The sequence below is a fragment of the Pseudomonas sp. Q1 genome (genome assembly GCF_009935975.1).
GTDB classification, from domain to species: domain Bacteria; phylum Pseudomonadota; class Gammaproteobacteria; order Pseudomonadales; family Pseudomonadaceae; genus Aquipseudomonas; species Aquipseudomonas palleroniana.
The window spans coordinates 1-26603 of sequence record NZ_QODI01000003.1 but is presented as its reverse complement, the minus strand read 5'-3'; the positions used below and the strand labels follow the sequence as shown (position 1 = coordinate 26603).

At 60.9% G+C, this 26603-nt stretch carries 18 protein-coding genes and 2 pseudogenes; 11 read left to right on the top strand and 9 right to left on the bottom strand.

Annotated elements, in window-relative coordinates; all coding sequences use genetic code 11:
• Window positions 1-142: 142 nt before the first annotated feature.
• The 6 genes and pseudogenes from DK870_RS05265 to DK870_RS05240 form a co-directional block, all read right to left on the bottom strand.
• Window positions 143-1762 (bottom strand): FMN-binding glutamate synthase family protein, encoded by a 1620-nt coding sequence (locus tag DK870_RS05265; RefSeq protein ID WP_161548183.1) that lies wholly within the window; start codon window positions 1760-1762, stop codon window positions 143-145.
• Window positions 1759-1945, bottom strand: a pseudogene (locus DK870_RS05260) (LuxR C-terminal-related transcriptional regulator); the annotation flags it as partial. The gene DK870_RS05265 and the pseudogene DK870_RS05260, both read right to left, overlap by 4 nt.
• Before the next feature lie 54 nt (window positions 1946-1999).
• Window positions 2000-3379, bottom strand: a complete 1380-nt coding sequence (locus DK870_RS05255; RefSeq protein ID WP_161548182.1) for an ATP-binding protein — start codon at window positions 3377-3379, stop codon at window positions 2000-2002.
• Entirely contained in the window at window positions 3376-5190 is a 1815-nt protein-coding gene (locus tag DK870_RS05250; RefSeq protein WP_161548181.1) for a DAHL domain-containing protein, read from the bottom strand. The genes DK870_RS05255 and DK870_RS05250 overlap by 4 nt, the downstream gene beginning before the upstream one ends.
• Window positions 5187-6113 carry a cytochrome-c peroxidase gene (locus tag DK870_RS05245; protein WP_161548350.1) on the bottom strand — a complete coding sequence of 309 codons (927 nt, stop codon included), beginning with the start codon at window positions 6111-6113 and terminating at the stop codon, window positions 5187-5189. The genes DK870_RS05250 and DK870_RS05245 overlap by 4 nt, the downstream gene beginning before the upstream one ends.
• A 57-nt stretch (window positions 6114-6170) precedes the next feature.
• Window positions 6171-8045, bottom strand: coding sequence for a bifunctional diguanylate cyclase/phosphodiesterase (locus DK870_RS05240; protein ID WP_161548180.1), 1875 nt, complete (start codon window positions 8043-8045; stop codon window positions 6171-6173).
• Window positions 8046-8298: 253 nt separating this feature from the next.
• On the opposite strand from DK870_RS05240, the gene DK870_RS05235 reads away from it, so the two are divergent.
• From DK870_RS05235 to DK870_RS05225, 3 genes are read left to right on the top strand one after another with little or no spacing between them, the layout of a single operon-like run.
• A complete protein-coding gene (locus DK870_RS05235; protein ID WP_161548179.1) occupies window positions 8299-9609 on the top strand; it encodes an HD domain-containing phosphohydrolase in 1311 nt (436 codons plus the stop codon).
• Entirely contained in the window at window positions 9609-10019 is a 411-nt protein-coding gene (locus DK870_RS05230) for an NUDIX domain-containing protein (RefSeq protein WP_060754448.1), read from the top strand. The genes DK870_RS05235 and DK870_RS05230 overlap by 1 nt, the downstream gene beginning before the upstream one ends.
• Entirely contained in the window at window positions 10016-10522 is a 507-nt protein-coding gene (locus tag DK870_RS05225) for a GNAT family N-acetyltransferase (RefSeq protein WP_060754447.1), read from the top strand. The genes DK870_RS05230 and DK870_RS05225 overlap by 4 nt, the downstream gene beginning before the upstream one ends.
• A 26-nt stretch (window positions 10523-10548) precedes the next feature.
• On the opposite strand, the gene metR is transcribed toward DK870_RS05225, so the two are convergent.
• Both metR and DK870_RS05215 read right to left on the bottom strand, forming a co-directional pair.
• On the bottom strand, window positions 10549-11466 hold the full coding sequence (metR, locus tag DK870_RS05220) for a transcriptional regulator MetR (RefSeq protein WP_034096103.1): 918 nt from the start codon (window positions 11464-11466) through the stop codon (window positions 10549-10551).
• 91 nt (window positions 11467-11557) lie between these two features.
• Entirely contained in the window at window positions 11558-17167 is a 5610-nt protein-coding gene (locus DK870_RS05215; RefSeq protein WP_161548178.1) for a dermonecrotic toxin domain-containing protein, read from the bottom strand.
• 199 nt (window positions 17168-17366) lie between these two features.
• Between DK870_RS05215 and DK870_RS05210 the strand changes: the two genes are divergently transcribed.
• Together DK870_RS05210 and DK870_RS05205 are read left to right on the top strand one after the other, a co-directional pair.
• The gene (locus DK870_RS05210) at window positions 17367-18386 is read left to right on the top strand and encodes an alpha/beta fold hydrolase (RefSeq protein WP_060754445.1); all 1020 of its coding nucleotides are present in this window, start codon (window positions 17367-17369) and stop codon (window positions 18384-18386) included.
• Between the two features lie 67 nt (window positions 18387-18453).
• Window positions 18454-19107, top strand: a complete 654-nt coding sequence (locus DK870_RS05205) for a DsbA family oxidoreductase (protein ID WP_161548177.1) — start codon at window positions 18454-18456, stop codon at window positions 19105-19107.
• Window positions 19108-19110: 3 nt separating this feature from the next.
• Here DK870_RS05205 and DK870_RS05200 read toward each other — a convergent pair whose 3' ends face one another.
• Complete coding sequence (locus DK870_RS05200; protein WP_161548176.1) at window positions 19111-19881, bottom strand: MipA/OmpV family protein; 771 nt, start codon at window positions 19879-19881, stop codon at window positions 19111-19113.
• 226 nt (window positions 19882-20107) lie between these two features.
• Here DK870_RS05200 and DK870_RS05195 point away from each other — a divergent pair, with 226 nt between their 5' ends.
• The 6 genes and pseudogenes from DK870_RS05195 (at window position 20108) to DK870_RS05175 (ending at window position 26464) form a co-directional block, all read left to right on the top strand.
• On the top strand, window positions 20108-20806 hold the full coding sequence (locus tag DK870_RS05195) for an MtnX-like HAD-IB family phosphatase (RefSeq protein WP_060754442.1): 699 nt from the start codon (window positions 20108-20110) through the stop codon (window positions 20804-20806).
• Window positions 20799-22193: an aspartate aminotransferase family protein gene (locus tag DK870_RS05190; RefSeq protein WP_060754441.1), complete on the top strand. Its 1395-nt coding sequence runs from the start codon at window positions 20799-20801 to the stop codon at window positions 22191-22193. Before DK870_RS05195 ends, DK870_RS05190 begins: the two co-directional genes overlap by 8 nt.
• Window positions 22190-23056 carry a carboxylesterase gene (locus DK870_RS05185; RefSeq protein WP_090366494.1) on the top strand — a complete coding sequence of 289 codons (867 nt, stop codon included), beginning with the start codon at window positions 22190-22192 and terminating at the stop codon, window positions 23054-23056. The genes DK870_RS05190 and DK870_RS05185 overlap by 4 nt, the downstream gene beginning before the upstream one ends.
• Before the next feature lie 111 nt (window positions 23057-23167).
• Window positions 23168-23299, top strand: a pseudogene (locus DK870_RS29630) (GNAT family N-acetyltransferase); the annotation flags it as partial.
• Window positions 23299-25077: a HAMP domain-containing sensor histidine kinase gene (locus tag DK870_RS05180; RefSeq protein ID WP_090366493.1), complete on the top strand. Its 1779-nt coding sequence runs from the start codon at window positions 23299-23301 to the stop codon at window positions 25075-25077. The pseudogene DK870_RS29630 and the gene DK870_RS05180, both read left to right, overlap by 1 nt.
• The gene (locus tag DK870_RS05175) at window positions 25067-26464 is read left to right on the top strand and encodes a sigma-54 dependent transcriptional regulator (protein WP_161548175.1); all 1398 of its coding nucleotides are present in this window, start codon (window positions 25067-25069) and stop codon (window positions 26462-26464) included. The genes DK870_RS05180 and DK870_RS05175 overlap by 11 nt, the downstream gene beginning before the upstream one ends.
• Window positions 26465-26603 lie beyond the last annotated feature (139 nt).

The following is a 26603-nucleotide window of genomic DNA, read 5'->3' as shown; positions in this document are numbered from 1 at the left end:
GTTTAATGAAGACAGGCGAACGCGCGTGTTGTCGTACGCCGCACGTCGGGCGGGCGCAGGGTGGCGGGATTTGTAAGTGATTGCAAAAGCGGGTTATTACTGAATGTAAAGCCTGCCCGATGTCGGGCAGGCCTTGGGGATATCACGCAGCCTCGACCTCATTGGGCTCAAAACTGTCCGCCCGCGCCATCTGCCACATGCGTGAATAGAACTCGCCGTTGACCTCACCCGTCAGCAGCTCACCAGGCTTGAGAAACACATGCAGTTGTGAGAACAGCTTGATCTCTGTCGCTGACATGCGTCGCACCAGGTGTTTGGCCGACAGTTGCGACGGGTGTTCGAGACCCGCTGCCGCGAGCATTTCCGCCAGTGCCTTGAGCGTGCTGCGGTGGAAGTTGAATACGCGCTGGGCCTTGTCCGGCACCACCAGTGCCCGTTGGCGCAGCGGGTCTTGGGTGGCGACTCCGGTCGGGCATTTGTTGGTGTGGCAGCTTTGCGACTGGATGCAGCCAATCGCGAACATGAAGCCCCGCGCCGAGTTGGCCCAATCGGCGCCGATGGCCAGCACGCTTGCGATGTCGAATGCGCTGACGATCTTGCCGCTGGCACCGAGCTTGATCTTGTCGCGCAGGTTCAGGCCCACCAGGGTGTTATGCACGAACAACAGGCCTTCACGCAGCGGCACGCCGATATGGTCGGTGAATTCCACGGGCGCGGCGCCGGTGCCGCCTTCCTTGCCGTCGACCACGATGAAGTCCGGGAGAATGCCGGTTTCCAGCATGGCCTTGGCAATGCCCATGAATTCCCACGGGTGGCCGAGGCAGAACTTGAAGCCCACGGGTTTGCCCCCGGAGAGCTCACGCAGTTGGGCGATGAAGTGCATCATTTCGATGGGGGTGGAGAATGCGCTGTGGCGCGAGGGGGAGACGCAGTCCTCGCCCATCATGATGCCGCGTGTCTCGGCAATTTCTTTGGTCACCTTGTGCTTGGGCAGGATCCCACCATGGCCGGGCTTGGCGCCCTGGCTCATCTTGATTTCGATCATGCGCACTTGCGGGTTCTGCGCCTGCAGGGCGAAGCGTTCCGGGTCGAAGCGGCCGTCGCTGGTGCGGCAGCCAAAGTAGCCGCTGCCCAGTTCCCAGGTCAGGTCGCCGCCGTTCTCACGGTGATAGGGGCTGATGCTGCCTTCACCGGTGTCATGGGCGAAGTTGCCGAGCTTGGCGCCCTGGTTGAGGGCGCGGATCGCGTTGGCGCTCAGGGAGCCGAAACTCATCGCCGAGATATTGAACACCGACGCCGAGTAAGGCTGCGTGCACTGAGGGCCGCCGACCATCACGCGGAAGGTGCTGGGGTCGCTCAGCGGAGCCGGGCGCATGGAGTGGCCGATGAATTCAAAGCCCGACTGGTACACATCGATCAGCGTGCCGAAGGGTTTGTCGGCGGTTTCGTTCTTGGCGCGCGAGTACACCAGCGAACGCTGGGCCCGGGAGAAGGGCAGGGCGTCGCTGTCGGACTCCAGCAGGTACTGGCGTATTTCCGGGCGGATGGTTTCCACCAGATAACGGATATTGCCCAGGATCGGGTAGTTGCGGCGCACGGCGTGGGGGCTTTGCAGCAGGTCGAAAATACCGATCAGGCTCAATAGGCCGGTGATCACGGTAATCGGCCACAACCATTCGTGTTCGATAAAGGGGAGGCTGGCGAGGGTGAAAATGACGCACACGGCAAAGAAGGCGTAACGGCTTAGTAACGACAGGCTCATACGGGGTTCCTTGGGTTCGGACTCATCGGCCAGGCGTTTTGCGCCTGAAGAAAAATCGACGACAGCTGCGACTGGGATTGGCTCCCCAGCCTGCTGTACGGGTATTTCTTATGGACTTTCACGGTTTACAGAGCCTTGAAGCTTACGAGCGATCTCCTTGCTGGAGCAACCGCTGGGCATCAAATAGCAGGCCCTGATGCCCGTCAGTCAGGAGAAGCGCCGTTATCTTGGCGCGTTCTATGCCGCCGTTTGCCGGATCGGCAGCACCACGCGAAACTTCGTCCCCTTGCCCACTTCGCTGCTGACGGAAATATCGCCCCGGTGTTTCTTGACGATGCCGTAGGACAGTGACAGTCCCAACCCGGTGCCTTCGCCCACCGGCTTGGTGGTGAAGAACGGATCGAAAATCTTCTGCACGGTTTCCGGGGCTATTCCACAGCCGTTGTCCGCCACTTCCAGCCACACGTTTTCGCCTTCCACCCCATTGCTGATGGTGATCGTGCCGCGCTCCGGCCCCATGGCCTGCGCCGCGTTGATGACCAGGTTCATCACCACCTGGTTGAGTTGCGAGGCCAGGCATTCGATCTCCGGCAAGGGCGCGTAATGCTTGACCACATCGGCCTTGTATTTGAGTTCGCTGGCGACAATGTTCAGCGTGGAGTCGATGCCGTGCTGCAGGTCGGCCAATTGCCAGGCCTGGTCGTTATCCACCCGGGAAAAGTTTTTCAGGTCTTTGACGATCTGTACCACGCGGCCAATGCCTTCCTTGGATTCACGGATGAGGATGGGGACATCTTCCTTGAGAAAATCCAGCTCCAGTTCGGTGCGTAAAGCCTTGAGCCGATCCAGCGTTTCCCCCGGCGCCAGCTGGCTTTCGGCATGGTGGTAGGCGTCCAGCATCTGTTGCAGCTGGTTGAAATAGCTATCGAGCGTACTGAGGTTGGAGGAGATAAAACCCACCGGGTTGTTGATCTCATGCGCCACACCGGCTGCGAGTTGCCCCAGCGACGCGAGTTTCTCGGACTGCACCAGCTGGCTTTCGAGGAGCTTGCGCTCGGCGATTTCCACTTGCAGCGCCTGGGTGCGTTGTTCCACCAACTGTTCCAGATGGGCGGTTTGCAGCGAGGCGCGTCGGGCCATGTCCCATTTGTTGGCCAGGGTATTGGCCATCTGCTGGACTTCGATATTGTCGAAGGGCTTTTTCAGGATCAGCAAACGGTCATGGGCGTGCAGGCGCTCTAGCAGCGTGTCCCAGGAGTAATCCGAATAGGCCGTGCAGACCACCACTTGCAGGTCGGGAGCGACTTTCCAGAGTTCTTCGATGGTCTTTGCCCCGTCCCAGCCCTGGGGCATGCGCATGTCGACGAAGGCCAGTGCGTAGGGCCGTTGTTCGGCCATGGCCGTTGTCAGCAGCGCCAGGCCCTCTTCGCCGCCATAGGCCGAATGCAACTCGAATGCCTGCGTCTTGGGTTTGCTCGTGTCGCCAAACAACGCTGATTCCATGTCATCCAGCGCCTGGTTGGAGTCATCCTGCGGCATCAGGATTTTGCGGAAGTCTTCGTGAATCGACGGCGTGTCATCAATCAACAGGATGCGCCGGTTAGGAGGCTGGTTCATGCGGGGCTTCCGGCAGGGGTAAGAGGGATTTTCAGGGTAAAGACAGCGCCTTGGCCTGGCCCATCGCTGTGGGCACTGAGCTGGCCGTTCATCTCAACGGCGGCCAGCGCGCAACTGTGCAGGCCGAAACCATGGCCTTCCTTACGAGTCGTGAAACCGTGGGTGAAGATGCGCGTCATGTTTTCGGCCGGTATACCTTCGCCTTCATCTTTTACACTGATCTCCAGCATGTCGTCACCCTGCGTCCGGACCGCGAGGGTCATCTGCCGTGGCCGGTCGCTGAGGTTGGACATGGCGTACTTGGCGTTGCTGATCAGGTTGACCATGATCAGCAGCAGCCGGTGTTTATCACCCATCACTTCCGGTACCGGCGCGAACTCCTTGACCACCGTGACGTGGTGACGGCTCAGTGCGCCGGCGTTCATGCGCAAGGCATCTTCCATCAGGGTGCTGATCTGGACCGGCTCCAGTGGGGTTGCGACACCGGCATAGGATTGCTGCGTGGAAACGATGTCCTTGATGTGATCGACACTTTTGCTCAGTTGCGCCAGCTCTTCGGCCATGCCTTGCTGTTCAACGGCAATGGCGTCCACCAGTTGGTTCAAGTAGTTGGGCAGCAACTTGCCTTTTTCGTCTTCGCTCAGGAAGGTGCCCAGGTCGTGCGGGTGCTCATTGATCAACTGCATGGCTTTGCCCAGGCCCTGGGCTTTGCTGCTGCGCAGTTTGCGCGCGACCAGGTCGGCGGAGATATTCACGCTGTTGAGCACGTTGCCGACGTTATGCAGCACGTTGGTGGCGATCTCGGCCATGCCGGCCTGGCGGGCGCTGTCCATCAGCTCGCTCTGGGCATCCTTGAGCTGTTGGGTGCGCCGTTCCACGCGTTGCTCCAAGGTTTCGTTGGCCGACTGCAAGGCACGGTTGACCCGGTTGACCTCGGCGAAACTGCGTAACAGGCGCACCGCCAGGTAGAGCAGCATCACCACCAGCAGGGTCGAGAAGATCAGCAGGTAGCGATGGTACTGATGATCCACCCGGTCAGACGCCTGCTGGTCCAGGTCGAGATGGGTGCTCAGGTTATCCAGACTTTCGGCCACCGGGACCGCGGCAATGTGCTCAAGCAGGCCATTGACCAGCGGCTGCTCGCGCAGGATCAACTCAATATGATTGCTCAGGATGTCGACTGGCGCCTGAAACTCACTGGGCAGGGTTTCCTTGTTGATTGCCAGTTTGCCCAGGCCCACCAGAATATCCGCCGCCCGCTCATCGCTGGTGACCTGGGCGAACTCCAGGCTGCTGAGCAGCAGGTCGTAGGTGTCGGTGGCCACGCTTTGTACATGCAGCCTGCTTTCATCGTCAACGCGGTTGAATTGGGCCTGGATGTCGTCTTCGGCGGTCGGCAGGAACGCGAGGGAATTGCGCAGCACCGCGTTGTGGGATTTGAACTGATCCACCAGCCGAGCTTTTTCCTGGAGGGCGGCTTCGTAAGCTTGCTGGCTGGCTTGCCAGCCAGCCTGGTCGGCACTGTCGTGGTAAGACTCGCGGTTTTTCAGATCGGCCCATATCCGGGTCATTTCCAGCAAAGGCGAGACCAGCGGGTCGTAGTTGCGGGTAATGGAGATCCTGGCCTTGAGCACTTCACTGTCCCACTGGGCATTGAGTTGCTGCAGTTGCCGGATCAGGTCCCGGGACTGGGTATAGGTGGCGGTCTGGTCGCGGGATGACTTGAGGTACAGAAACACCAGGGTCGAGGCCAGAAACAAGGTCATCAGGGTGAGCAGCAGAGTGCTGGTATGGCTGCGGGACAGGGTCATAGTGGCTTACCCTCCCATTGGCCGGTCAGGGTCTTGAGAAACTGGATGATCAGGTCTTTGTCGTCCTGGGAAGGGTTGCGGCCCAGTTGGTACTTGAACATGACATCCACTGCGTCCTCCAGGGTCTTGGCCGAGCCGTCGTGGAAGTACGGCGCAGTGACCGCGACATTGCGCAGGCTGGGCACCTTGAACACGTGACGGTCTTCTTCATCCTGGGTCACCAGGTAACGGCCCAGGTCCGATTCGAGCGGGTTGCCGCGGGCCTTGAAGTAATCGCCCATCACGCCGAACTTCTGGAACATATTGCCGCCGATGTTCACGCCCTGGTGACAGGCGATGCAGCCGTAATCCTTGAAGCGCTGGTAACCGTACTTTTCCTGGATCGTCAAAATCTCGGTGTTGCCCTGCAGATATTGATCAAACCGTGAGTTGGGGGTGAGCAGCGTACGTTCATAAGTCGCCAGGGCGTCTTGCACGTTGGAGGCGGTGATGCCATCCGGGTAGGCCTTGGAAAATGCAGATGCGTAGAGGGGCATGGCGGCCAGGTTCTGCACCACGGTTTTCCAGTCGCTGCCCATTTCAGTCGGGTTGATGACCACGTGTTCGGCTTGGGCTTCCAGGGTATCTACCCGGCCATTCCAGAACTGTTTGAAGTTGAGGCCGGCGTTGAACACGGTCGGCGTGTTGATACCGAGCGGCTTGCCATCGAAGCCCAGGGAGAATGCCTTGTTGTCGGCCCCTCCGGTTTCCAGGCGATGGCAACTGGCGCAGGACAATGTGTTATTCACCGACAGGCGTGGCTCATTGAACAGTTGGCGGCCCAGCTCGACTTTGGCCGGGTCCAGGGTGGGCACCGGCGGCAGCGGTTTGAGCGCTTCGTCCAGCGGCGCGGCCATCAACGGCGCGCCCATGCCCAGCCACATCGCCAGGGTAAGCCCGTAGGTTGACACTGCTTTCAATCGCGCACTCCTTGCAAACGACTAATGATCGGGCATCAGGCTGGTCTTGCCCGCCTGCAGCAACAAGATGAACTCCTGCGCAGGCACTGCCTTGCTGAACAGGAAACCCTGGCCTTCCTCGCAGCGCTCGGCCTGGAGGAATTTCAGCTGTTCGAGCGACTCTACCCCTTCGGCGATAATGTTCAAATCCAGGCTTTTACCCATGCCGATGATCGCGCTGATCAACTGCGCATCCTGATTGTTCACAATCAGGCCGCGAATGAATGACTGGTCGATTTTCAACACATCGATGGGGAAGCGCCGCAGGTAGCTGAGGCTGGAATAGCCCGTGCCGAAGTCGTCCAGGGCCAGACGGACACCCATGGCTTTGATCCGGTTCAACGTGATGACGGTGGTGTCGACGCTCTGCATCAACACACTTTCCGTGATCTCCAGTTCCAGCTGGGCCGGGGGCAGCCCGGTCTGCTTGAGAATGGCGGCCAGGTTCTCAACGAAGTCGCGCTGGCGGAAGTCGATCGAGGAGATATTCACCGAGATACTCAGCGGGTTCAGGCCCAGGGCGTTCCAGGCTTGAGCCTGCTCGCAAGCGCGACGCAGTACCCATTTCGTCAGGGGCACGATCAGCCCGCAGTCTTCGGCCACCGGAATGAATTCGGCGGGGCTGACCCAGCCGGAGCGTGGCTGAAACCAGCGGATCAATGCTTCGGCGCCAACGATGTGCCCGGACTTCAAATCCAGCTTCGGTTGGTAATGCAATACAAATTCATCACGCTCCAATGCCTGGCGGATCGCGCTTTCCAGACCCTGTTGGCGTTGCGCGCGCAGGTTCATGTCTTCAGTGTAAAAACGGAAATCGTTCGGCCCCAGTTCCTTGCTGTTATGCATGGCGGTTTCAGCGTGCTTGATCAACTCCACCGCCGAGCCGCTGTCATTGGGGTAAGTACTGATGCCCAGGCTGGCGGTGACGCTCAGGTCATGCCCGGCCACATGGCGGGTCACGCTGATGGCATTGAGAAATTTTTGCGCGATATGCTGGGTTTGCTGGAGATTCTGGACATCGTTGAGCAGGACCACGAACTGGTCAGAACCATAACGGAACACCGAATCCGATTCCCGCACGGCCTCCAGCAGGCTTTGGCTGACCTGTTGCAGCACTTCATCGCCCACCGGGTAGCCCCAGGCATTGTTGACGCGTTTGAAACGGTCCAGGCCGATAAAGACCACCGCCAGCTGGGTCTCGTGCCGTCGACCCAGGGCAATCGCCTGGGACAGACGGTCCCCCAGCAATGTGCTGTTGGGCAGGTCGGTGAGGGTGTCGTATTGCAACAGGCGCGAAACCTTGAGCAATTCCTGCACCCGTTCCTCGATGGTGCGCTCCAGGTCGATCATCTTCAGGGCGACGTCCTGGGCCAGTTGCCATTTCCAGGTGAGGGCACTGGCCATCTGGCGGATTTCCAGGTGATCAAAGGGTTTTTTCAGGATCAGCAATTGGTCGTTGTACTTCAGCCGCGCTTCGATGGCCTCGAATGAGTAATCGGAATAGGCGGTACACAGCGCGATTTGCAACTTGGGATCGACAGTCCATAGCTGTTCGATGGTTTGCAAGCCATCCCAGCCCGGCGGCATGCGCATATCGATAAATGCCATGGCGTAGGGGGATTGCTGTGCCAGGGCTCTGTTCACCAGCTCAAGGGCTTCCTGGCCCTGATAGGCCGAGTCCAGCACAAACGCCTGGCGCACGGGCGCGGAGGTGCCGAAAAGCGTTGCTTCGAGGCTGTCCAGGGACTTTTCGCCCTCTGCTTCGGCGCAGAGGATCTTGCGAAAGTCCTCGTGGATCGAGGCGGTGTCATCGACGATCAGGATGCGACGGTTGGCCCGTCCCGGGTCGATGTTCATGGCGCGCTCCGCACAGGCAAAAGGCTCGATTGCATAACGGCTCCTTCCTTGGCTTCACCTCTGAGTGGGGGGCGAGTTGCTCTGACAGCATAGTCGAGCTCGCTTGATATCGACGGCCAGTTGGCGTCAAATTAACGCGTTTGCCGCGCGATGACCTGCAGCGTGAGTCCCCCTTGCCTACAAGCGAAGGCGCAAGGTACGACACGAGGGTTCAATTTAGCTCAACTTTGTTTTATTTGAAGGCAGAGTCACCATGGATGAACAGCTCGCTACGAAACCCGTCGTTTTGCTGGTCGACGACGAAGAATCGATCCTCAACAGTTTGCGCCGCCTGTTGCGCACTCAGCCATACGAAATACTGCTGGCCGGCGGCGGTGCCCAGGCGCTGGAGATCCTCGCCGGGCGCCACGTCGACCTGGTGATGAGCGATGCGCGCATGCCCGGAATGGACGGCGCGCAGCTCCTGGCCGAGGTGCATCGTTTGTATCCTGGCACCAGCCGTATTTTGTTGACGGGTTACGCCGATGTGACAACCATCATCAAGGCGATCAACGAAGGCCAGATTCACCGCTATATCAGCAAACCCTGGAATGACGACGAGTTGCAGTTGGTCATCAGCCAATGCCTTGAGCACCTGCGCCTGGAGCGCTTGGCCCGGCAACAGACCGAGCAGCTCAAGGTGCTTAACAGCACACTGGAAAAACGCGTGGCGGCGCGCACCTCCGAGTTGCAACAGACCGCCGACATGCTTGACCTGGCCTACGAAGAGCTCAAGCGCAGCTACGTGACGGGCACTGAGGTGTTCTCGCTGCTGGCCAACTTGCGCCTGCCCAAGGACAAGCAGACCAACCGCGCCTTGATCGAGCTGATTCGGGTGTATTGCGACGCCCAGTCGATGGATGAAGCCAGTACCCGCGACCTGACGATGGCCGCTGCGTTGTACAACATCGGCAAGCTGAGCTGGACCGACGGCATGATGGTTGCGCCGTCGGACAGGCTGCACAGCACCGACCGTGAGTTGTATCGCGCGTACCCGACGCAAAGCGAGTCGCTGTTGATGACCCTGGAGCCGATGAAGGATGCGGCGCGGCTCATTCGGCATCACCAGGAACGCTGGGACGGTACAGGCTTTCCCGACCATCTCAAGGAGGAGGCGATTCCGTTCGGCTCACGCCTGCTGAAGCTGGCGGTGGACTTTATCGAATTGCAAAAGGGCTTGATCCTTGAGCGGTATCTGAACAGCGACGAAGCGCTGCTGTATATCCGCAAGTATGCCGGGCGCCTGTACGATCCGGCACTGGTCGAAGACTTCGTCAAAGCCTGCGCCACTTTTTTGAGCGATGTGACCCTGGGCGACCCCAGCGTCAAAGTCCTTTCCACCCGGGAACTGGAAGACGGCATGGTCCTGGCGCGCAACCTCAATGCCGATAACGGGATGCTGCTGCTCAACGCCGGCAAGGTGTTGAACCTGCCGCTGGTGGACAAGCTGATCGCGTTCGAAGCGATGGAGGGCGCCAAATACAGCGTATTTATCAAACTACCCGAAGAGACCCCCATTCTTTAATGAGCCTTTCAACCATTCGTATTGCCGCCGCCCTCCTGATCGGCCGCGACGGCCAGACCCTGCTGGTGCGCAAGCGCGGCACCCAGGCGTTCATGCAACCGGGCGGCAAGATCGACGCCGGGGAACAACCGGCCCAGGCCCTGGCCCGCGAGCTGCACGAAGAACTCAACTTGCACATCGACCCCAGCCAGGCCCTTTACCTCGGCCACTTCTCGGCCCCGGCCGCCAATGAGCCAGGTTTTACCGTGCACGCCGAGTTGTTCCAGGTGCACATCGACGTGGCGGTGGTGCCCGCGGCGGAAATCGAGGAGGTGCGCTGGATCGACCCCATGGGCGACGGTGGCCTGCACTTGGCGCCGTTGACGCGTGACCTGATCCTGCCGTTCTATCGCCAGTCGCTGACGGCATGAAGATTCGCCCGCTGGTGGCCGGCGACGCCACCGCGTATCGCGAGTTGATGCTGGAGGCCTACGGTGCCTATCCACAGGCGTTCACCTCCAGTGTGGCCGAGCGTGCAGCGATGCCGTCGAGCTGGTGGGAAAAGCGCCTTTCCAGCCCGCTGGATCGGTTGCTGGGTGGGTTCGACGGTGATGAGTTGGCCGGGATTGTCGGCCTGGCCTTTGAGCCACGCGAGAAGGCCCGGCACAAAGTGACCCTGTTCGGTATGTATGTGAGCGCGGCGCATCAGCAACAGGGGCTTGGCCGCCAATTGGTGGAAGCGGCGCTCGATGACGCACGCCGCCAGCCCGGCCTCAAAGTGATTCAACTGACCGTCACCGCCGGCAACGATGCAGCCTTGGCGTTGTACCAGCGGTGCGGGTTTATCCAATACGGCCTGGAGCCGTTGGCGGTGCGGGTGGGCATCGAGTATTTCGACAAAATTCACATGTGGCGTGAATTGAAAGGTCAGTGATCAGCCACGGTGCTGCTCTGCGTCGTTTATCGAACCGCGCTGACCCCATCCAGCGTCGAAAACGAAGTGTCCTTGGCCGTCAGCAAGAAGTCGCGCATATACGGCGCATCCAGCATGTCGGCGCGAATCCCGGCATACAGCGTCGCAAACAAACCTTTCTCGCCCAGGCGCTTGGCCTTCACGTAACCCCGCGAGCTGTACTCATGCAGCGCCCAATGGGGCATGCCGCAGACACCACGGCCGCTGGCTACCAACTGCATCATCATCACCGTCAATTCCGAGGTGCGCACCTGGGCCGGTTCGACGTCGGCCGGTTCCAGGAAACGCGTGAAAATATCCAGGCGGTCACGCTCCACCGGGTAGGTGATCAGGGTTTCGCTGAGCAGGTCTTCCGGCACGATATAGGACTTGTTCGCCAACGCATGCTGGTTGGCGACCGCCAGCATGGCTTCGTAGGTGAACAGCGGTACATAAGTGATGCCCGGCAGTTCCAGCGGGTCGGAGGTCACCACCAGGTCCAGATCGCCACGGGCCAGGGCCGGCAGCGGGGCGAAAGCGAAACCCGAGGCCAGGTCCAGCTCGACTTCCGGCCAGGCGTCGCGGAACTGGTCGATGGTCGGCATCAGCCACTGGAAGCAGCTATGGCACTCGATCGCCATGTGCAGACGCCCGGCAGTGCCGCCGGCCAACCGTGCGATATCGCGCTCGGCACCACGCAGCAAGGGCAGGGTGGCGTCGGCCAGTTGCAGCAGGCGCAGGCCGGCGCTGGTGAAGCGCAGCGGCTTGGTCTTGCGCACGAACAGTGGCATGCCCAGGCGTTCTTCCAGTTCCTTGAATTGGTGGGACAGCGCCGACTGCGTCAGGTGCAGACGCTCGGCGGCTTCCACCAGGCTGTCGGCTTCGCGCAAAGCGTGCAGGGTCTTGAGGTGACGAATTTCCAGCACCAGGGCCTCCATGAGTAAAACTTGCCAACACATTAATTAAGTTGAGTTTGTCTCATGTTCCCGTTGCGAACAAGCCGCTGCGTGGCGACGACTAGAGCTGTTCTTGCCACGCCGCCTGGAAATGCTGCCTTGCCAGCGGTTTATTGATGTCGCCCCTCCAGATCGATGCAACGTCGCCCGTTGCCCCGTCGCGGGCTTGGCTTTGCTGCCATTTCAGCCCCAGGCGACGCTGGGCTGGCAATTTGAGGTGGGCTTTGACGAAGAGGTCGAGCTGCCTGGGCGTGGCCGACTCGTAGTGAAAGTGCGCGTACCACAGCGGCTTGGGCGTGGCCTGGCGGACATCGCGGATTTCAAATTCCTGCATGAAATCCGGCCGGCCATCCTGGCGCCGTCCCAGGTCCTCCAGGGCACCGGTCTTGCGGATATCGACAATCGGTTTGTCGTCCAGCTGCTGACTGAGCAGATAGTCCAGGTAGCCCTCGGTCGGTGTCTGGCTGCTGATTGACTGGTTGATCCGCAGCCGCCGGCCTTGCTCGCGCAGGTCGGTGGCCTTTTGGCGCAGTTGCCGGACCAATGCCGAATCTCCCGCCAACTCTGCGAGGTGACGGGCTTGCAGGTCGAGGGTATCTGCCTCGCTGGTCATCATGAACTCAAGGTCCGCCGGGAGCATTTTCTGGCGTCTGTAGCCGTCGACTCGGGCCTGGTGGGCGGCAAGGTTCTGCAAACGATTCTTGGCGTCCTGGGTCAAGGCGTTCAGGTCACGGGGAGTGGGTTGCCAAGCCGTCGGGCTGGCTGCGCCGACGCGGCGGAATTTGCCGTCGCTGCCTTGCTCCCAGACATGCGCCTCGCCCCGTTTACCCGTGAGGGTGTAGCGCGGTTTTTGCGGGGCTGAGGTTTTATCGGCGTCACCAATCAGCAGCAGGTTGTCGTCGGTCTCGAACACGCGTTTGCCGGGTGAGCCCGTGGTCTTGGGCGTGACGGTGGTCAGGGCTTTTTCGGCGCGTGTGCGCAGGGCGCTGAGCTGTTGGTGCATCTGCGCGACATAGGTGTCATCAAACAGCTGCGGTACACCGGCCGTCCAACTGTTCAGCTGGCGCTGATAGGTTTCGTAGGTGCTGATGCAGTGCTGCAAGATGCGGTTGCGCTGGCTGGGGTTGGGGCTTGCCTCGAGCAGATGACGTTGCAGGTACAGCGCCTGTATCAAGGCGTTCTCGGCGTTTTCCAGCGGCCCCTGCAGGTAGTGCCAGGCGATGTCGTGCCCAGGTTTGCGATGCGCGATGAGATCGGTCAATGCCTCGGTCTTGAAGCGCGCGCGTTCAAATTCCGAATAACGACGGTTGATGGCTTCGGCAGCGGTGGCCAGGGTTTTTCGATTGATTCCAGGGCCCAGGGGCAGCCATTGGTTCATCAGTTCAACTGCGGCGTCGGTTCGCTGGTAGCAGTCGAATACCTGGATATCCAAGTCCCGGATCTGTGCCCTGAGGGCTTGCCTGGCGGACACCTGATCAAAGGGCATGGCCTGAAGACGGGTGTTGAGGGCGGCGGCTTCATCGGAATATTTCAGGACTTGTTGCAGGGCAACCCGCACTTGCAATTGCGCGCACTGGCACACGTTATCGGCCACATCGCTGCGCGATTTTCTCAGCATTTGGCTGCGATTCCCTCGCAGGTAGCGTGAGATAGCCACCAGCTCCTCATCCATTTTCAGCGCCTGCGCGGTGAGGCTGTCCATGGCGCGTTCCAGCGCCGGGATAACAGAGAGATCATCCGCGTGGTAGCGCGGCAGCAGTCGATTGAGTTCTGCGCTGCTGGCGTCTATCAACTGCAACGCCGTCCCGATCCGAGATATCAGCCTGCGCTGCTGGCGCAAGGCATGGTCGGTCCACCAGCGCGGCAGCCATTGGCGAATCATCGCCGGCCACAGCGGGTCGAGGCGGTCGGCCACGGCGCCCAGCACGTTGCCGCCCCCCGGCAGCCCGCCATCCACCAAGGTGCCGTAGAGCGCGCCATGGGTATCCCATTGGCCGTTCTCGTCCAGCCCGATGGGCTGCTTATAGGACTTTTTACGCGTGCCGCTCAGTCGCAGGGTTTGATAAGCCTTGTCGAACTCCACCTGGAAGATCTGGCCGTGGTTGAGGATGAAGTCACCTGCGGGGTGGCGATAGACCTGGCGATAAATGCCCTGTTTGCCCGGTTGCAGGCCCGCCAGTGAAAGCGGTTTTTCATACGCATAACCGTCGAACCGCGTCAGGATGCTTGCCCGGCTGTGCGATGCCAGGGAGCGCCAGGCGCCGCTGCTGACGCCGGCATGGGCCGATTGTCGCAAGCGCATCAACCGGCGCGCCGCATCGGCCCGCACCGACGGCACGGCGGCCATCGGCACAATATCCATGGCCGCGAACAACAGGCATTCGAACACTGACGCCAGCTGTTCAATGCCGGCATGCGTTTCCCCTTGGCGGAACGCATCGACGGCACCGGCCAGTTGGGTGACACCATCCACCAGCGACACCGCCGTACCCACGAAAGGCACGAACCCCAAGGCGATCTTGATCCCGTTGAACAGGTGTCCGCTTTGCAGCGCATAGCGTTCCAGCGCAAGGTCTTCGTTGGAGCGGGCATCATTGCGGTTGGCCTCGATCAGCCGCCCCATGTGCGCATCCAGCAGATGTGCCGACAGTGAGGTGGTGACCGGCCAACGTTCGCCCGCGCCGATCATGCCCGTAAAGTGTTTTTGCTGGGCCTGGTCGATCCGCTGGATATGCGCACGGACATCGCCCTTGATCGCATGGCCGGCGACGTACTGCACCATCTTGTCCAGCCGGCACAGATCGAACAGGCCCTTGCGCGCCTGGTCCAGGCTGTCGTAGCGACGGAAAAAACGTTCGTCAGGTGCGTCGGGCAGGTACAACAAGGTCAAGCCGCTCGCTGCGTCGTGAATGAAGGTGATGCCCGACAAGGTGATCGGCTGCTCGTCACGGGTATCACGCCCTCCCGTCGCGAGGTGGGCCGGCAGCAGGCGGATGCGCCGTGACCCTGAGTCCCAGGCCGTGGCGGTGTCGGCATCGATGGCGATGTCGAGCAGTTGCAGGTCCGTTTCCGTCAGCTGGTTTTGCAGCACGGCGTAGCGCCCTTGCAGCTGCAACAGCAGGCGCCAGGGTTTGATCAGCACTTCACGGCGGTACTGCTGTTCAAAGGTCGATTCATCCGGGTGCCCTCTGAACGTGGCGTAGATATGGTCTTCATATTTCTTCGCCAGGTTGAGGTCCCGCACCATCTTGCTCAGGTAGTCGGCGCTGAGCCCGGCCTGCAACGCACGGCCTTCCTCGGTGGCGTCGCTGGTCACGATTGCGCGCATAAAACCCAGGCGCAGGCTCAACGTGCTGTCAATGTTGCTCAATGCCAGCTGTTCCAGGGTCAGGCTGCTGCGTGCGCGACTGGGAACATCCACCAGGCGTGTCGGTGTGCCGCCGATATTGCCGCCGGGGATGATGTCGCGCTGCTGTTGGACAGAGTCCGGCAGTTCCACGGCGATGGAAAACCCTTGCTCAAGGGCGAAGTCCTTGCGCAGGCGCGCATCGATGTGTCGCCGCACAAAGTCGCCACGCGCGGGCAGGGACTGGTCGAATAACTGTTGTGCCTGTTCGATCGCCGGCAGGTAAGCCTGCATCAACGGTTTGAGGCTTGCACGTTGTTGCGCGGTGAGGCTGCGCAGCCAATCGGGGAGTTGTTGGGCCAGATGGGCACTGTTGTCTTGTTCGAGCACTTGCAGGCAGGCCAGGTCCCGGGCTTCGTGCAGCGGCACGCGCAGGTTGTGAAGTGTCTGCAGGCGCAGTTTTTCCAGTTCGGCCGCACGGCGGCGGCCGTGGGGTGGTGCCGGATGGTCCGAGCGTATCTGTGCGGCCTGCTCCTCGAACGCGACGTGTTGCAGGTTGAGGCTGTAGTCGAGCGGGTCGACGGTCAGCTCCTTGAGTTGCATGGAAAGCGCCTGTTCCTCGGGCATCAGGCGTAATACCGATGTGGCCAGGGCCTGGCAGGAGTCGAACCGCTGCAGGCCGCCGCCGGTGCCGGGCCAATACAGCAACAGGCTATGAGGAGTGTCAGGTGGGTCGGTCAGCGCAAGCGCACAGGTGATGACCAGCGGGCCTTTGAGTTCGGTGGTGGTGACGGTGGTCGTAGCGTTGTTCTGGCGGGTGATCGATAGCCATAGTGCGGCCACGCACGCGTCCTCGTTGCGCGCGGCGCGCAGCGGCTGGTCGAGTACCGTTTCCAGGCGGGTCAGTTCGTGTGGGTTGATTTGCTCAAGGCTGCGTTGCAGCCTGGCCTCGGCTCTCAAACCTTCGCGCCTGGCGGTATACAGCGCTGTGTACTGAATATTGAGGGTCGTGGTATCCAATGGCCGCCTTTCCAGCATCGTCACAGCGGCGGCGTCTGCCGCCAATTGCTGGGCAGTGAGTTCTGCGAGGGCTTGCTTGAAGTCGTTTATGCGCGGCTCATCGCCTTGCAGGGTTTCCAGGGCCAGGCGTTGTTGTCGGATCACCGCCTGGCGATGGCTGGGGTCAAGGTCGGCGCCCAGCCAACCAAAGGGTGGCGGTGAATCCAGCTCGATTTCTTCGGCCGACGGCGTTTGCCTGGGCGCTGCCGCCGAGAACAGCGGGCGGGTGCGTCGCAGCAAGTCCAGTTCGTCACTGTGCAACAGCGCCAGGGGGGCTCCATCGCGGAAAACCGGGTGCTGCGGCGCGCTGCCCAGGCTCTGCCATTGCGCGTCGACCAGCCAGGCCAGCCATTGCTCGATGCCGTTGGCCAAGGGCTGTGTCTGGAGCCGGTAGTGGAGGGTCGCCAGGGGGGCTTCAGTACCGAACAGTTCGCGCTGGTGCTCCAGCAGCCAACGCTCCATACCCGCACGTTGGCTGAAGACCTGCCAGGCCGGTTGGTGAAACGGCACATATAAAAGCTGGCTGACGGGTTGTTCCCCATCCAGTGTGACCACCCAGGCGCCGGGCAGTGCATGCAGGCTGGCGTCGGAATGTTTGAGCATCAGCTGTTCGGTGAATATTTTCTGCTCGTTCACTGACGGCGTGTCGTCCGACGACTCAAGCAGTACGAACAGCGGTGTGAGCGGGGTCGCCCGCTCAATGTCTTGAGCCTTGAGCCACAAGCCCGTCGCCTCGAAATGCTCGCGATACAACTGTGCGGCACGTTGGCGTCGGCTGATCGGGGTCTGCGGTGCCCGGCCCGCCCAATAGCGGTTCCAGGCCTGGGTGAGGGCGGCGCGGATATCCAGGCGGCGGACCTGCTCCAGCAGTTGCGGCGTCGTCAGCTTGGCCAGTGGATGGTTGGCGGGCAGGTGTAATACCTGCACGTCACTCAGTGTCGCGGTGTCAGTGGTCGGGTACTTGAGGAGAAACGCGCAAGCGTCGGTCAGGGAACAGCGGCCGGCCGCGTGCTCGCCCTCGGATGGGGTTTGCAGCCCTACCTGGGCGCCGTCCAGGCCCAGGTGTTGTTGGAGCGTGTCATGGATGGTCGCTCGCAGTGTCGGCGCGTGGCTCATCAGTTCGAGCATGTCCCTGCGGCAATCACGCAAGCGTTGTTCGGCGCGCAGCAGCAGGTTCTCGTCCTGGTTCAACGCCAGGGTCGTATGTGAAGGGGTAAAAGTCGGCAGTGGCAGGTCAGCGAGTGCTGGCGCAGATAGGTCGGGCATGATGGGGGTTCCTTGGGCAAAAGGCCGATGGCTTCCGGCATCCGCCCATTGAACGCACCTGCCCCGGCGAGTTGGCGCTACATGTGTAGACCTGACCGCTGGGCACTCTTCATCAAACTGTCATGGAAGTGTGGCAGCGCGCGTGAACAAACTTCATCAGACTCGCGCTCTACTGGGGTTCTGCGTTTCGGTGTTTTTCATGCGCGTGTTTTTTCTACTGGCCGCTCTCTTGTTCGGCCTGCCGTCTTTTGCGGCTTCTCGATGTGATGTCAATGTCCCGACCCAAACGGTCGACCTGGAAACAGTCAGCATCGCCTACCAAAGTATCGGGCGGGCGTCGGATCCTGCGTTGCTGCTGGTGATGGGGCTGGGCGGGCAGTTGATCCATTGGCCGGATGAAGTGGTGGTGGCCCTGTGTGAGCAGGGGTTCCGGGTGATTCGCTACGACAACCGTGACGTCGGCCTGTCCACCTGGCGCCAGGCCCCGGCCAGCGCCAACCTGACCTTCGAAGTGCTGCGCTACAAGCTCGGCCTGCCGGTAGCGACGCCTTACACGCTGACGGATATGGCCGATGATGCGCTGGGTTTGATGGATGCCTTGCAGATCCGGCAATTCCACGTGCTGGGCGTGAGCATGGGCGGCATGATCGCCCAGCACCTGGCGGCGATGGCGCCGCAGCGGGTGGAAAGCCTGACGTTGGTGATGACCAGCTCCGGCGCCGAGGGCCTGCCGGCGCCGAGTGCGGCGCTGGTGCAATTGTTGTCGCGGCGCAGCGCGCCCAATCGCGAGGTGGCGCTGGAGCAGCAGGCGGACCTGCTAGCGGCCCTGGGCAGCCCGCAGGTGAAAGATGATCGTCAGGTATTACTGCATCAGGCGGCACTGTCCTATGACCGTGCCTTCAACCCGGACGGCGTGAAGCGCCAGATCATGGCAATCCTCGCCGAGCCCAGCCGCGTGCCGTTGCTCAACCAGCTGCGGGTCCCGACACTGGTGGTGCATGGCACCGCCGATCCCTTGTTGCCGGTGATGCACGGCGTGCACCTGGCCGCGCATATCCAGGGCAGCCAACTGAAACTGATTCCGGGCATGGCCCATCGATTCCAGGAAGCGTTCAAGGCACCGCTGCTGACGGCGGTGCTGCCCTACCTGCAAGCCCATCGCGAAGACGTTGCGCATTGGGCGCAGATTGACCTGGGTGAGTCTTCGAAGGTGCTGTGAACTTGGTGTATGGTGCAACCTTTACGGCGCGTCAGTGCCGACAAGAACGCCTGCGAGGTTGCCTGCCATGAGTACTCCCCTGAAAATCGATTTCGTCAGCGACGTGTCTTGCCCCTGGTGCATCATTGGCCTGCGCGGCTTGACCGAAGCCCTCGACCAACTGGGTAGCGAGGTACAGGCCGAGATTCATTTCCAGCCATTCGAACTCAACCCGAACATGCCCGCCGGCGGGCAAAACATCGTTGAGCACATCACCGAGAAATATGGCTCCACCGCCGAGCAGTCCCAGGCCAACCGCGAACGCATCCGCGACATGGGCGCAGCCCTGGGCTTCGCTTTCCGCACCGACGGCCAGAGCCGTATCTACAACACCTTCGACGCCCACCGCCTGCTGCATTGGGCGGGGCTAGAAGGCTTGCAGTACAACCTCAAGGAAGCGCTGTTCAAGGCGTATTTCAGCGATGGCCAGGACCCATCCGACCACGCGACCCTGGCGATCATCGCCGAGAGCGTCGGCCTGGACATCCAGCGTGCGGCCCAGATCCTGGCTAGCGACGAGTACGCCGCCGAAGTGCGCGAGCAGGAACAACTGTGGGTGTCCCGTGGCGTGAGCTCGGTGCCGACCATCGTGTTCAACGACCAGTACGCGGTCAGCGGCGGCCAGCCGGCGGAAGCCTTCGTGGGCGCGATTCGTCAGATTATCAGCGAAGCCAAAGGCTGAGCTTCAGTCAAACTTGTAGCTGATCGCCGTCTGCACCTGGCCCTGGTTCACGTCGCCGGTTTTCTTGACGATGCTGCTGTTGGCCGCCGAACCGACCAGGCGCGTCCAGCTGGCGCTGGTCAGCCACGACCAATGGGAGGTCAGCGGGAACTCGAAACTCTGGGTCAGCGTCAGGTTCTGGAAGCCGGCGCTGGCGTTGTAGGCCCGGATACCTGAGGCGGCGGATTCATTGGCGTCGACGCCAAAGAACGCCTGGGTCTGACGGGCGTCGGCAAAGTAGGCCATCAGGCCCGTGCTGCCGATGATGTCGCCGCCCATCGGGTAACCCAGTTCACCGCCGAGTTTGCCCAGCATGCCGGTTCGACCGTGCGCGCCGCCGACGGCCTGGCCGACCTGGGTGTAGATGCGCCAGAAATCGGCCGGGGCGTATTGCACGAACCCGCCGACTTCGGCCATGTCCGGCACATCACGCAAGCCGCGCAGTGCGCCGTTGGCGGTCCGGCCTGGCAGGTAATTGATGTAGGGGCCGGCGGTAAAACCGTTGGTATTGAGTACGCTCCAGGTCAGGCCGTCGTCTGTCGCCAGGCTCACGTTGCCCCAGTCTAGGTCGAGTTCGGGGACCGGTTTGACTTCGTAGCTGCTGGCGGTGGGGTCGCGGGGCTGATAGCTGAAGCCGGCACCCACCTGGCCGGTGAGACCGGCGGCCCAGGCGGCGCTGGAAACGTCCAGCAGACCGAACAGACCTGTGAGTACCGCGCAAGTGACTTTGAGCATGGAGCGGATTCCTTACCTGAACTGGCGCGCATTCACGCGCGAAGGTAGCCCTGCGCGCAAGCACTCATCTTGTTTGTAGCAAGCTACAAAAATTGTAGCTTGCTCGACACATATCACCACACATCTTGGCCAAAAGCCCAGCCCCGCTGGTGTTCAGCCAGTTGGCACGCTCTCTGCTATACCTCTTGGGCAAGCGCATACAGCGCGCTCCATCAAGGTAAACGCAATGATCCAGTGGCATATCGTGTGTGACTTCGACGGGACCATCACCCCCACCGATGTCATCGACAACGTCCTCCAACGCTTCGCCGGCCCCGAGTGGGAAACCATCGAACAGGAATGGCTGGATGGACATATCGGTTCCCGCGAATGCCTGAGCCGCCAACTGGCGCTGATCAAAGCGACCCCGGCAGAACTGCTGGCGTATTTTGACAGCGTCGAAATCGACCCGGACTTCCCGGACTTCGTCGATCACGTCATGGGCCTGGGCGCTACCATCGAGGTGGTCAGCGATGGCATCGAACAGGGCATCGCGCGCATTCTGTCGCGCAACTACGTGACCCTGCTGCCGATCCTCGCCAACCGTCTGCGCCAGGTCGACCAGAACAGCTGGCGCATCGACTTCCCGTATTCCAGCGATGCCTGCCGTGCCGCGGCCGGCAACTGCAAGTGCAAATCCACCCCACGCAACAAACGCGTGCTGGTGATCGGCGACGGCAAGTCCGACATGTGTGTGGCTTCCACCGCCGACTTCGTCTTCGCCAAAGGCAGCCTGGCCAAATACTGCGAAGCCAACCATATCCCTCACGTGCGCTTCGACACTTTTGCCGAACTGCCTGCGCTGCTGGCCAAACTGCCGATGGGCATCGCCGCCAACGCCACCACCTTTACCGCTGAAAATCAGGAACTCTTCCACCATGTCTGATATCCGTATCGCTACCGCCGAAGACCAGGTTCTTCTGGATAAAGAAGCCAAGTATTGCTCTTACGGCGACACCGTTCACTACATCGAGCCACCGCGCATTTTCAGCCGCTGCGAAGGCTCCTACGTGTGGGATACCGAAGACCAGGCGTATCTCGACCTGCAAATGTGGTACTCGGCCGTAAACTTCGGCTACGCCAACCCACGCCTGAATAACGCGCTGAAACAGCAGATCGATACCCTGCCGCAAATCGCCAGCCAGTACCTGCACAAAGGCAAGATCGAACTGTCGGAAATGATCGCAGTCGACGCCAAGAAGAAATTCGGCCTCGATGGTCGCGTGCACTTCAACGTCGGCGGTTCGCAGTCCATCGAAGACTCCCTGAAAGTCGTGCGTAACGCCAGCAACGGCAAGAGCCTGATGTTCGCCTTCGAAGGCGGCTACCACGGTCGTACCCTCGGCGCGTCGTCGATCACTTCGAGCTACCGCTACCGTCGCCGCTACGGCCACTTCGGCGAGCGTGCGCAGTTCATCCCGTTCCCGTACCACTTCCGCGGCCCTAAAGGCATGACCAAGGAAGAATACGGCAGCCACTGCGTGCAGCAATTCGCCCGTCTGTTCGAGACCGAATACAACGGCGTTTGGGACCCTAAAGTCGGTTCCAGCGAATACGCAGCGTTCTACGTCGAGCCGATCCAGGGCACCGGCGGCTACGTGATCCCGCCAATGAACTTCTACCGCGAACTCAAGCAAGTCCTGGATCAGCACGGCATCCTGATGGTGTCCGATGAAATCCAGATGGGCTTCTACCGTACCGGCAAACTGTGGTCGATCGAGCACTTCGACGTGCAGCCGGACGTGATCGTCTTCGGTAAGGCGCTGACCAACGGCCTGAACCCGCTGGGCGGTATCTGGGCTCGTGAAGAATTGATCAACCCGAAGATCTTCCCACCAGGTTCGACCCACTCCACCTTCGCCTCCAACCCACTGGGTACGGCTGTAGGTCTGGAAATGTTCAAGATGACCAGCGAAGTCGACTACGGCGCCATGGTCATGGCCAAGGGCAAATACTTCCTGGAAGGTCTGCAAGACCTGCAGAAACGTTTCCCGATCATCGGCGACGTCGATGGCCTGGGCCTGGCCCTGCGCTGCGAAATCTGCGCTGCGGACGGCTTCACGCCAGACAAGGCGACCCTGGACTACATGGTCGAAGAAGGCATGAAAGGCGACATGGTCGTTGACGGCCAGAAACTGGGCTTGATTCTCGACGTGGGCGGCTACTACAAAAACGTGATCACCCTGGCACCGTCCCTGGAAATCAGCTACCCGGAAATCGACCTGGGCCTGAAACTCCTGGAGCAACTGCTGGTGCGAGCGACCAAGCGGTGAACAACATCGGAGTCGACCTCGGTGAAGGTGACGCCGGCTTCGTGTTGGGTGAAGGTCCGGTCGGGATTCTGTTGATCCACGGCCTGACCGGCACCCCAACGGAACTGCGCCAAGTCGCCAAGGGGCTGGCCAAAGTGGGCAACTGCACGGTGTACGTGCCCACCCTGGCTGGCCACTGCGGCGATAACAGCGACTTGCAGGCGACCGGCTGGCTGGACTGGTATGAAGGCGTGCGCAAGACCTTTGCGCAGGTCAAGCAGCGCCACGAGCAGGTGTTTGTCGGTGGCTTGTCCATGGGCGCGGTGATGTCGATGTATGTGGCCGCCGAGCACCCAGGGCAAGTGGCCGGGTTGCTGATGTATTCCACTACCTTGAAGTACGACGGCTGGAGCATTAACAAGTTGGCGTTCCTGACGCCGTTGTTGATGAAGATTCCATTCGGCGTGCACGTCTGCCGCTTTGAAGAGAAGCCGCCGTATGGCATCAAGAACGAGCGCCTGCGCTCGATCGTCGAACGGCAGATGAAGGAGGGGGAGAGCAGCGAAGCCGGTTTGCTGACCATGGAGGGCATCACGGTGCGCGAGTTGCACCGCATGAACGCCGTGGTCAAGAAACGCATGCCTGAGATCAAGGTCCCGGCGTTGGTGCTGCACTCCATCGAGGACGACATCACCAGCCGCTGGAACGCCGATTACGTGGAGCGCCATCTGGGTGGTCCCGTGACCAAGATCCTGCTGGACAACTGCTATCACATGATCACCGTCGACCTGCAATACCGCCGGGTGATCGAGTTGAGTGCCGAGTTTGTCGAGCAACATGCCGCCGCTGTCCAAGCGCCCGTGGATTACCGACAGCGGGCATGAACCTGAGCACTCGACGTGATCATCGCCCAAGCCTGCTTGGGCGTTCGAGCCATCCAGCGCAGTGTCTGGAACGGCTTGAAGAACGCGCGGTCTGTGTCTGGGTAAACGAGCGAGCTTGAGTACAACAGCCTGTTCTTGCGCCGGCGTAATCGGTGGGTGAACGGGCTGTTCAATTTCGCGAAAATGTTTCTTCGACCGGATCGTTCCGACCCTGCCATGGCTGCTGTGATAAGCGAAACCTGATGATCACCAAGACCCGCCCGAAAGCCCGCCCCTTTGCCATCTCGCGCTGGAGCGTCCAGCGCAAGCTGGTGCTGGCGTTCTGGTTGGTCAGCGTTATTCCGACCATGATTGCGGCCGAACTGGCGGCAACCACACTGTCACAGATCTTCGACAGCAACGTGCGCATCTGGCTGCAAGAGTCGACCAAGATCGTCAAGGACGAGGTCGGCAACATCCTTCATGACAACGCGCGCATGGCCAAGCTGTTCCTGCGCTACACCAGCCCGCCGTCAAGCAAGCAAGCCGCCAAGCACGACCGGCTGACCGCCGACATTGCCAACGCCACTGATATCGACGTAGTTGCGCTGATCCGCGCCAGCGATCACAAGGTGGTGTTCACCACGGCGGCTGACGATGTGGTCAAGCAGATCAACCTGACCAGCAATGCCGTCTTGCAGACGGTGCAGGTGGCCGGCGTGACGACGGGCATGGTGGTCTCCACGTTCGAAACCACGCAGGACGGGGAGGACTACCTGCTCCTGGTCGCTACCTACCTGGACAGCAGCTTCCTCACCAGTGTGGCGGATGTCCACTCCCTCGACCTGCGCCTGTACCTGGCCAACCCTTCGGGTTTTTCCGAGATATTCTCGACCCAGCGTTTTGATAATCACCCGTCGCGCATCCCGAAGAATGTCGAAACGGCCATGCGCGCCACCAAACAACCGAGCGAACAGTTCACCAACAATTACAGCGGTTTGTACTGGCCGATCTTCAACGACGCCGGCGACCTGCAAGGCGTGATCTTCAGTGGCCTGCTGCGCCATACCAGCCTGGTGGGGCTGGTGAACCAGAGCAACCTGTTCTTGCTGATTTTCCTGCTCAGCTCGGCGCTGTCCCTCGGCGCCGGGGTACTGGTGTCACGGCGCCTGACCAAGCCGCTGCGGGACTTGTCCCTGGGGGTGAACGCGGTGATCTCCGGCAATTATGAGCACCGAGTGCTGGTCAGTGGCGGCGACGAATTGGCGCAGTTGAGCAGCACCTTCAACCACATGACCGAACGCCTGGGCGAGCTGCACCACCTGGAAGCGCAACTGCGCCGTCGAGACCGGTTGCACGCCCTGGGCGAAGTCGCCATGGGCCTGGCTCACGAAATCCGCAACCCGCTGGGTATTATCAAGACCGCCACCCAGCTGTTGCACCGCCGTGCGGACTTGGCGGAGACCGACAAGCGCCACCTGGAATACGTGATCAGCGAAGTCAGCCGCATCAATGAACTGATCACCGAGTTTCTCGACTTCGCCAAACCCAACCCACCGTTGCGTGTGTTGCAGGCGGCACGCCCGGTGGTCGAAGAAATCCTCGGCTTCTGCGGCCCCGAATTGGCCACCCACAATATCGATGCACAAATTATCGACCAGGCCCCCGGCGCGACCCTTTATGCGGATGCCAAACAGATCAAGCAGGCGTGCCTCAACCTGATTCTCAATGCCGTCGACGAAATGCCTGAAGGCGGGCGTCTGACGCTGGGTATCGCCAGCACGAACGGCTACACGGTGATTAGCATTGCCGACACCGGCCCGGGCATTCCGGCGGATATGATGGAGCGTATCTTCACGCCATTCGTCACTACCAAGGCTTCGGGCACCGGCCTGGGGCTGGCTAAAGTCTATTCGATCATGGAAAGTCACGACGGCAGCATTGAATGCGCCAGTGAGAAAGATGCCGGCGCCACCTTCAGCCTGTACATTCCGGCGCAGGGTGAAGACGATGGCGACGATGAGGAAGGTCATGACGCATAACGTATTGGTAGTCGACGACGAGCCCAAGCTGTGTGATTTGTTGTCGTCTGCCTTGAGCCAGAATGGCATCCAGGTGTTCACCGCGAGCAACGGCCTGCATGCGCTCAAAGTGCTGGAGCAGGAAGACATCGACCTGGTGATCAGTGACTGGCGCATGCCGGGTATGGATGGGCCGGCACTGCTGGCCGAGATCAAGGTGCGTTTTCCGGACCTGCCGGTGATCGTGATGACAGCCTACAGCACGGTGAAAAATGCCGTGCAGTCGATGCGCAATGGCGCCTATGACTACATCGCCAAGCCCTTCGACATCGACGAGCTGGACATCACCGTGGCCAAGGCTTTGCAGTTTCGCGACATCCTGCGCGATAACGCGCGGCTGCGTGCCGAGCTGGATCACCATGCCCAATTCGACAGCCTGGTGGGCGAAAGCCCGGCCTTTCGCCAGGTGCTGCACGCGATCGACTCGGTACGCGACAGCAATGCAACCATCCTGCTGACCGGCGAAAGCGGCACCGGCAAGGAAATGGTCGCTCGCGCCATTCACAAGCACGGCAGCCGGGCCGACAAACCGTTCGTAGCGGTCAATTGCGCGGCGATCCCCGAAGGCTTGCTGGAAAGCGAGATGTTCGGCCATCGCAAGGGCGCTTTCACCGGCGCGGTCAGTGACCGGGTCGGGCGCTTCCAGCAGGCCGACAAAGGCACGTTGTTCCTGGACGAAGTGGGCGATATGCCCCTGGCCTTGCAGGCCAAGATCCTGCGTGCATTGCAGGAGCGGGTGATCGAGCCGGTGGGTGATCCACGCGAGCGCAAGGTCGACGTACGAGTGATCGCCGCGACCAACAAAAACCTGCTGGATGCGGTGGCCAACAAAGAATTCCGCGAAGACCTTTACTACCGTCTCAACGTGTTCCCGATTCCGCTGCCGCCCCTGCGTGACCGTGCCGAAGACATCGTGCCCCTGGCCCGGCACTTCGCCGAGACCCTGAGCGCCACCGCCGGCAAACGCATCACCGGCTTCAGCCCGGAGGCGTTGCAGGCCATGGCGGCCTACAACTGGCCGGGCAATATCCGTGAACTGCAAAACTGCGTGGAGCGCGCGACCATCGTGGCGGCCAAACCGGTGATTGAAGATATCGACTTGCCGGCTTACCTGTTCGCCTCCAAGCCCACCGAGGGTGGCGTGACGGCGGTGCTCAGCGAGGGCCTGGGTGTGCCTCAGGACCTGGATGCGGCGCTGGCGGAGGTGGAGAAAGCCTACATCCTGGCGGCCTTGCAAGAGAGCAACGGGGTGCAGGCAGCGGCGGCGTCGAAGATCGGGATTTCTGAAAGAAGCTTCTGGTATCGCCTGAAAAAACTGGGCATCCAAGTGGAAAAGATCATCCGCTGAGAGCAGACCTGTAGTGAGCGGGCTTGCCAGTCAGTTAAGCGATAGAACGGACGATGAATAATTTGTGGGAGGGGGCTTGCTCCCGATGAGGGTGTGTCAGTCAGCAATTTATCGACTGACTCACCCTCATCGGGAGCAA

What these genes read in the sequence shown, in the direction of transcription:
- DK870_RS05225 (WP_060754447.1), top strand. Translation starts at nt 10,016, where the DNA reads ATGAAGATTCGCCCGCTGGTGGCCGGCGACGCCACCGCGTATCGCGAG.
- DK870_RS05210 (WP_060754445.1), top strand. Translation starts at nt 17,367, where the DNA reads ATGCGCGTGTTTTTTCTACTGGCCGCTCTCTTGTTCGGCCTGCCGTCT.
- DK870_RS05230 (WP_060754448.1), top strand. Translation starts at nt 9,609, where the DNA reads ATGAGCCTTTCAACCATTCGTATTGCCGCCGCCCTCCTGATCGGCCGC.
- DK870_RS05215 (WP_161548178.1), bottom strand. Translation starts at nt 17,167, where the DNA reads ATGCCCGACCTATCTGCGCCAGCACTCGCTGACCTGCCACTGCCGACT.
- DK870_RS05200 (WP_161548176.1), bottom strand. Translation starts at nt 19,881, where the DNA reads ATGCTCAAAGTCACTTGCGCGGTACTCACAGGTCTGTTCGGTCTGCTG.
- DK870_RS05245 (WP_161548350.1), bottom strand. Translation starts at nt 6,113, where the DNA reads ATGTGGCTGGGCATGGGCGCGCCGTTGATGGCCGCGCCGCTGGACGAA.
- DK870_RS05235 (WP_161548179.1), top strand. Translation starts at nt 8,299, where the DNA reads ATGGATGAACAGCTCGCTACGAAACCCGTCGTTTTGCTGGTCGACGAC.
- DK870_RS05205 (WP_161548177.1), top strand. Translation starts at nt 18,454, where the DNA reads ATGAGTACTCCCCTGAAAATCGATTTCGTCAGCGACGTGTCTTGCCCC.
- DK870_RS05180 (WP_090366493.1), top strand. Translation starts at nt 23,299, where the DNA reads ATGATCACCAAGACCCGCCCGAAAGCCCGCCCCTTTGCCATCTCGCGC.
- DK870_RS05175 (WP_161548175.1), top strand. Translation starts at nt 25,067, where the DNA reads ATGACGCATAACGTATTGGTAGTCGACGACGAGCCCAAGCTGTGTGAT.
- DK870_RS05240 (WP_161548180.1), bottom strand. Translation starts at nt 8,045, where the DNA reads ATGAACATCGACCCGGGACGGGCCAACCGTCGCATCCTGATCGTCGAT.
- DK870_RS05190 (WP_060754441.1), top strand. Translation starts at nt 20,799, where the DNA reads ATGTCTGATATCCGTATCGCTACCGCCGAAGACCAGGTTCTTCTGGAT.
- DK870_RS05255 (WP_161548182.1), bottom strand. Translation starts at nt 3,379, where the DNA reads ATGAACCAGCCTCCTAACCGGCGCATCCTGTTGATTGATGACACGCCG.
- DK870_RS05195 (WP_060754442.1), top strand. Translation starts at nt 20,108, where the DNA reads ATGATCCAGTGGCATATCGTGTGTGACTTCGACGGGACCATCACCCCC.
- DK870_RS05250 (WP_161548181.1), bottom strand. Translation starts at nt 5,190, where the DNA reads ATGACCCTGTCCCGCAGCCATACCAGCACTCTGCTGCTCACCCTGATG.
- DK870_RS05265 (WP_161548183.1), bottom strand. Translation starts at nt 1,762, where the DNA reads ATGAGCCTGTCGTTACTAAGCCGTTACGCCTTCTTTGCCGTGTGCGTC.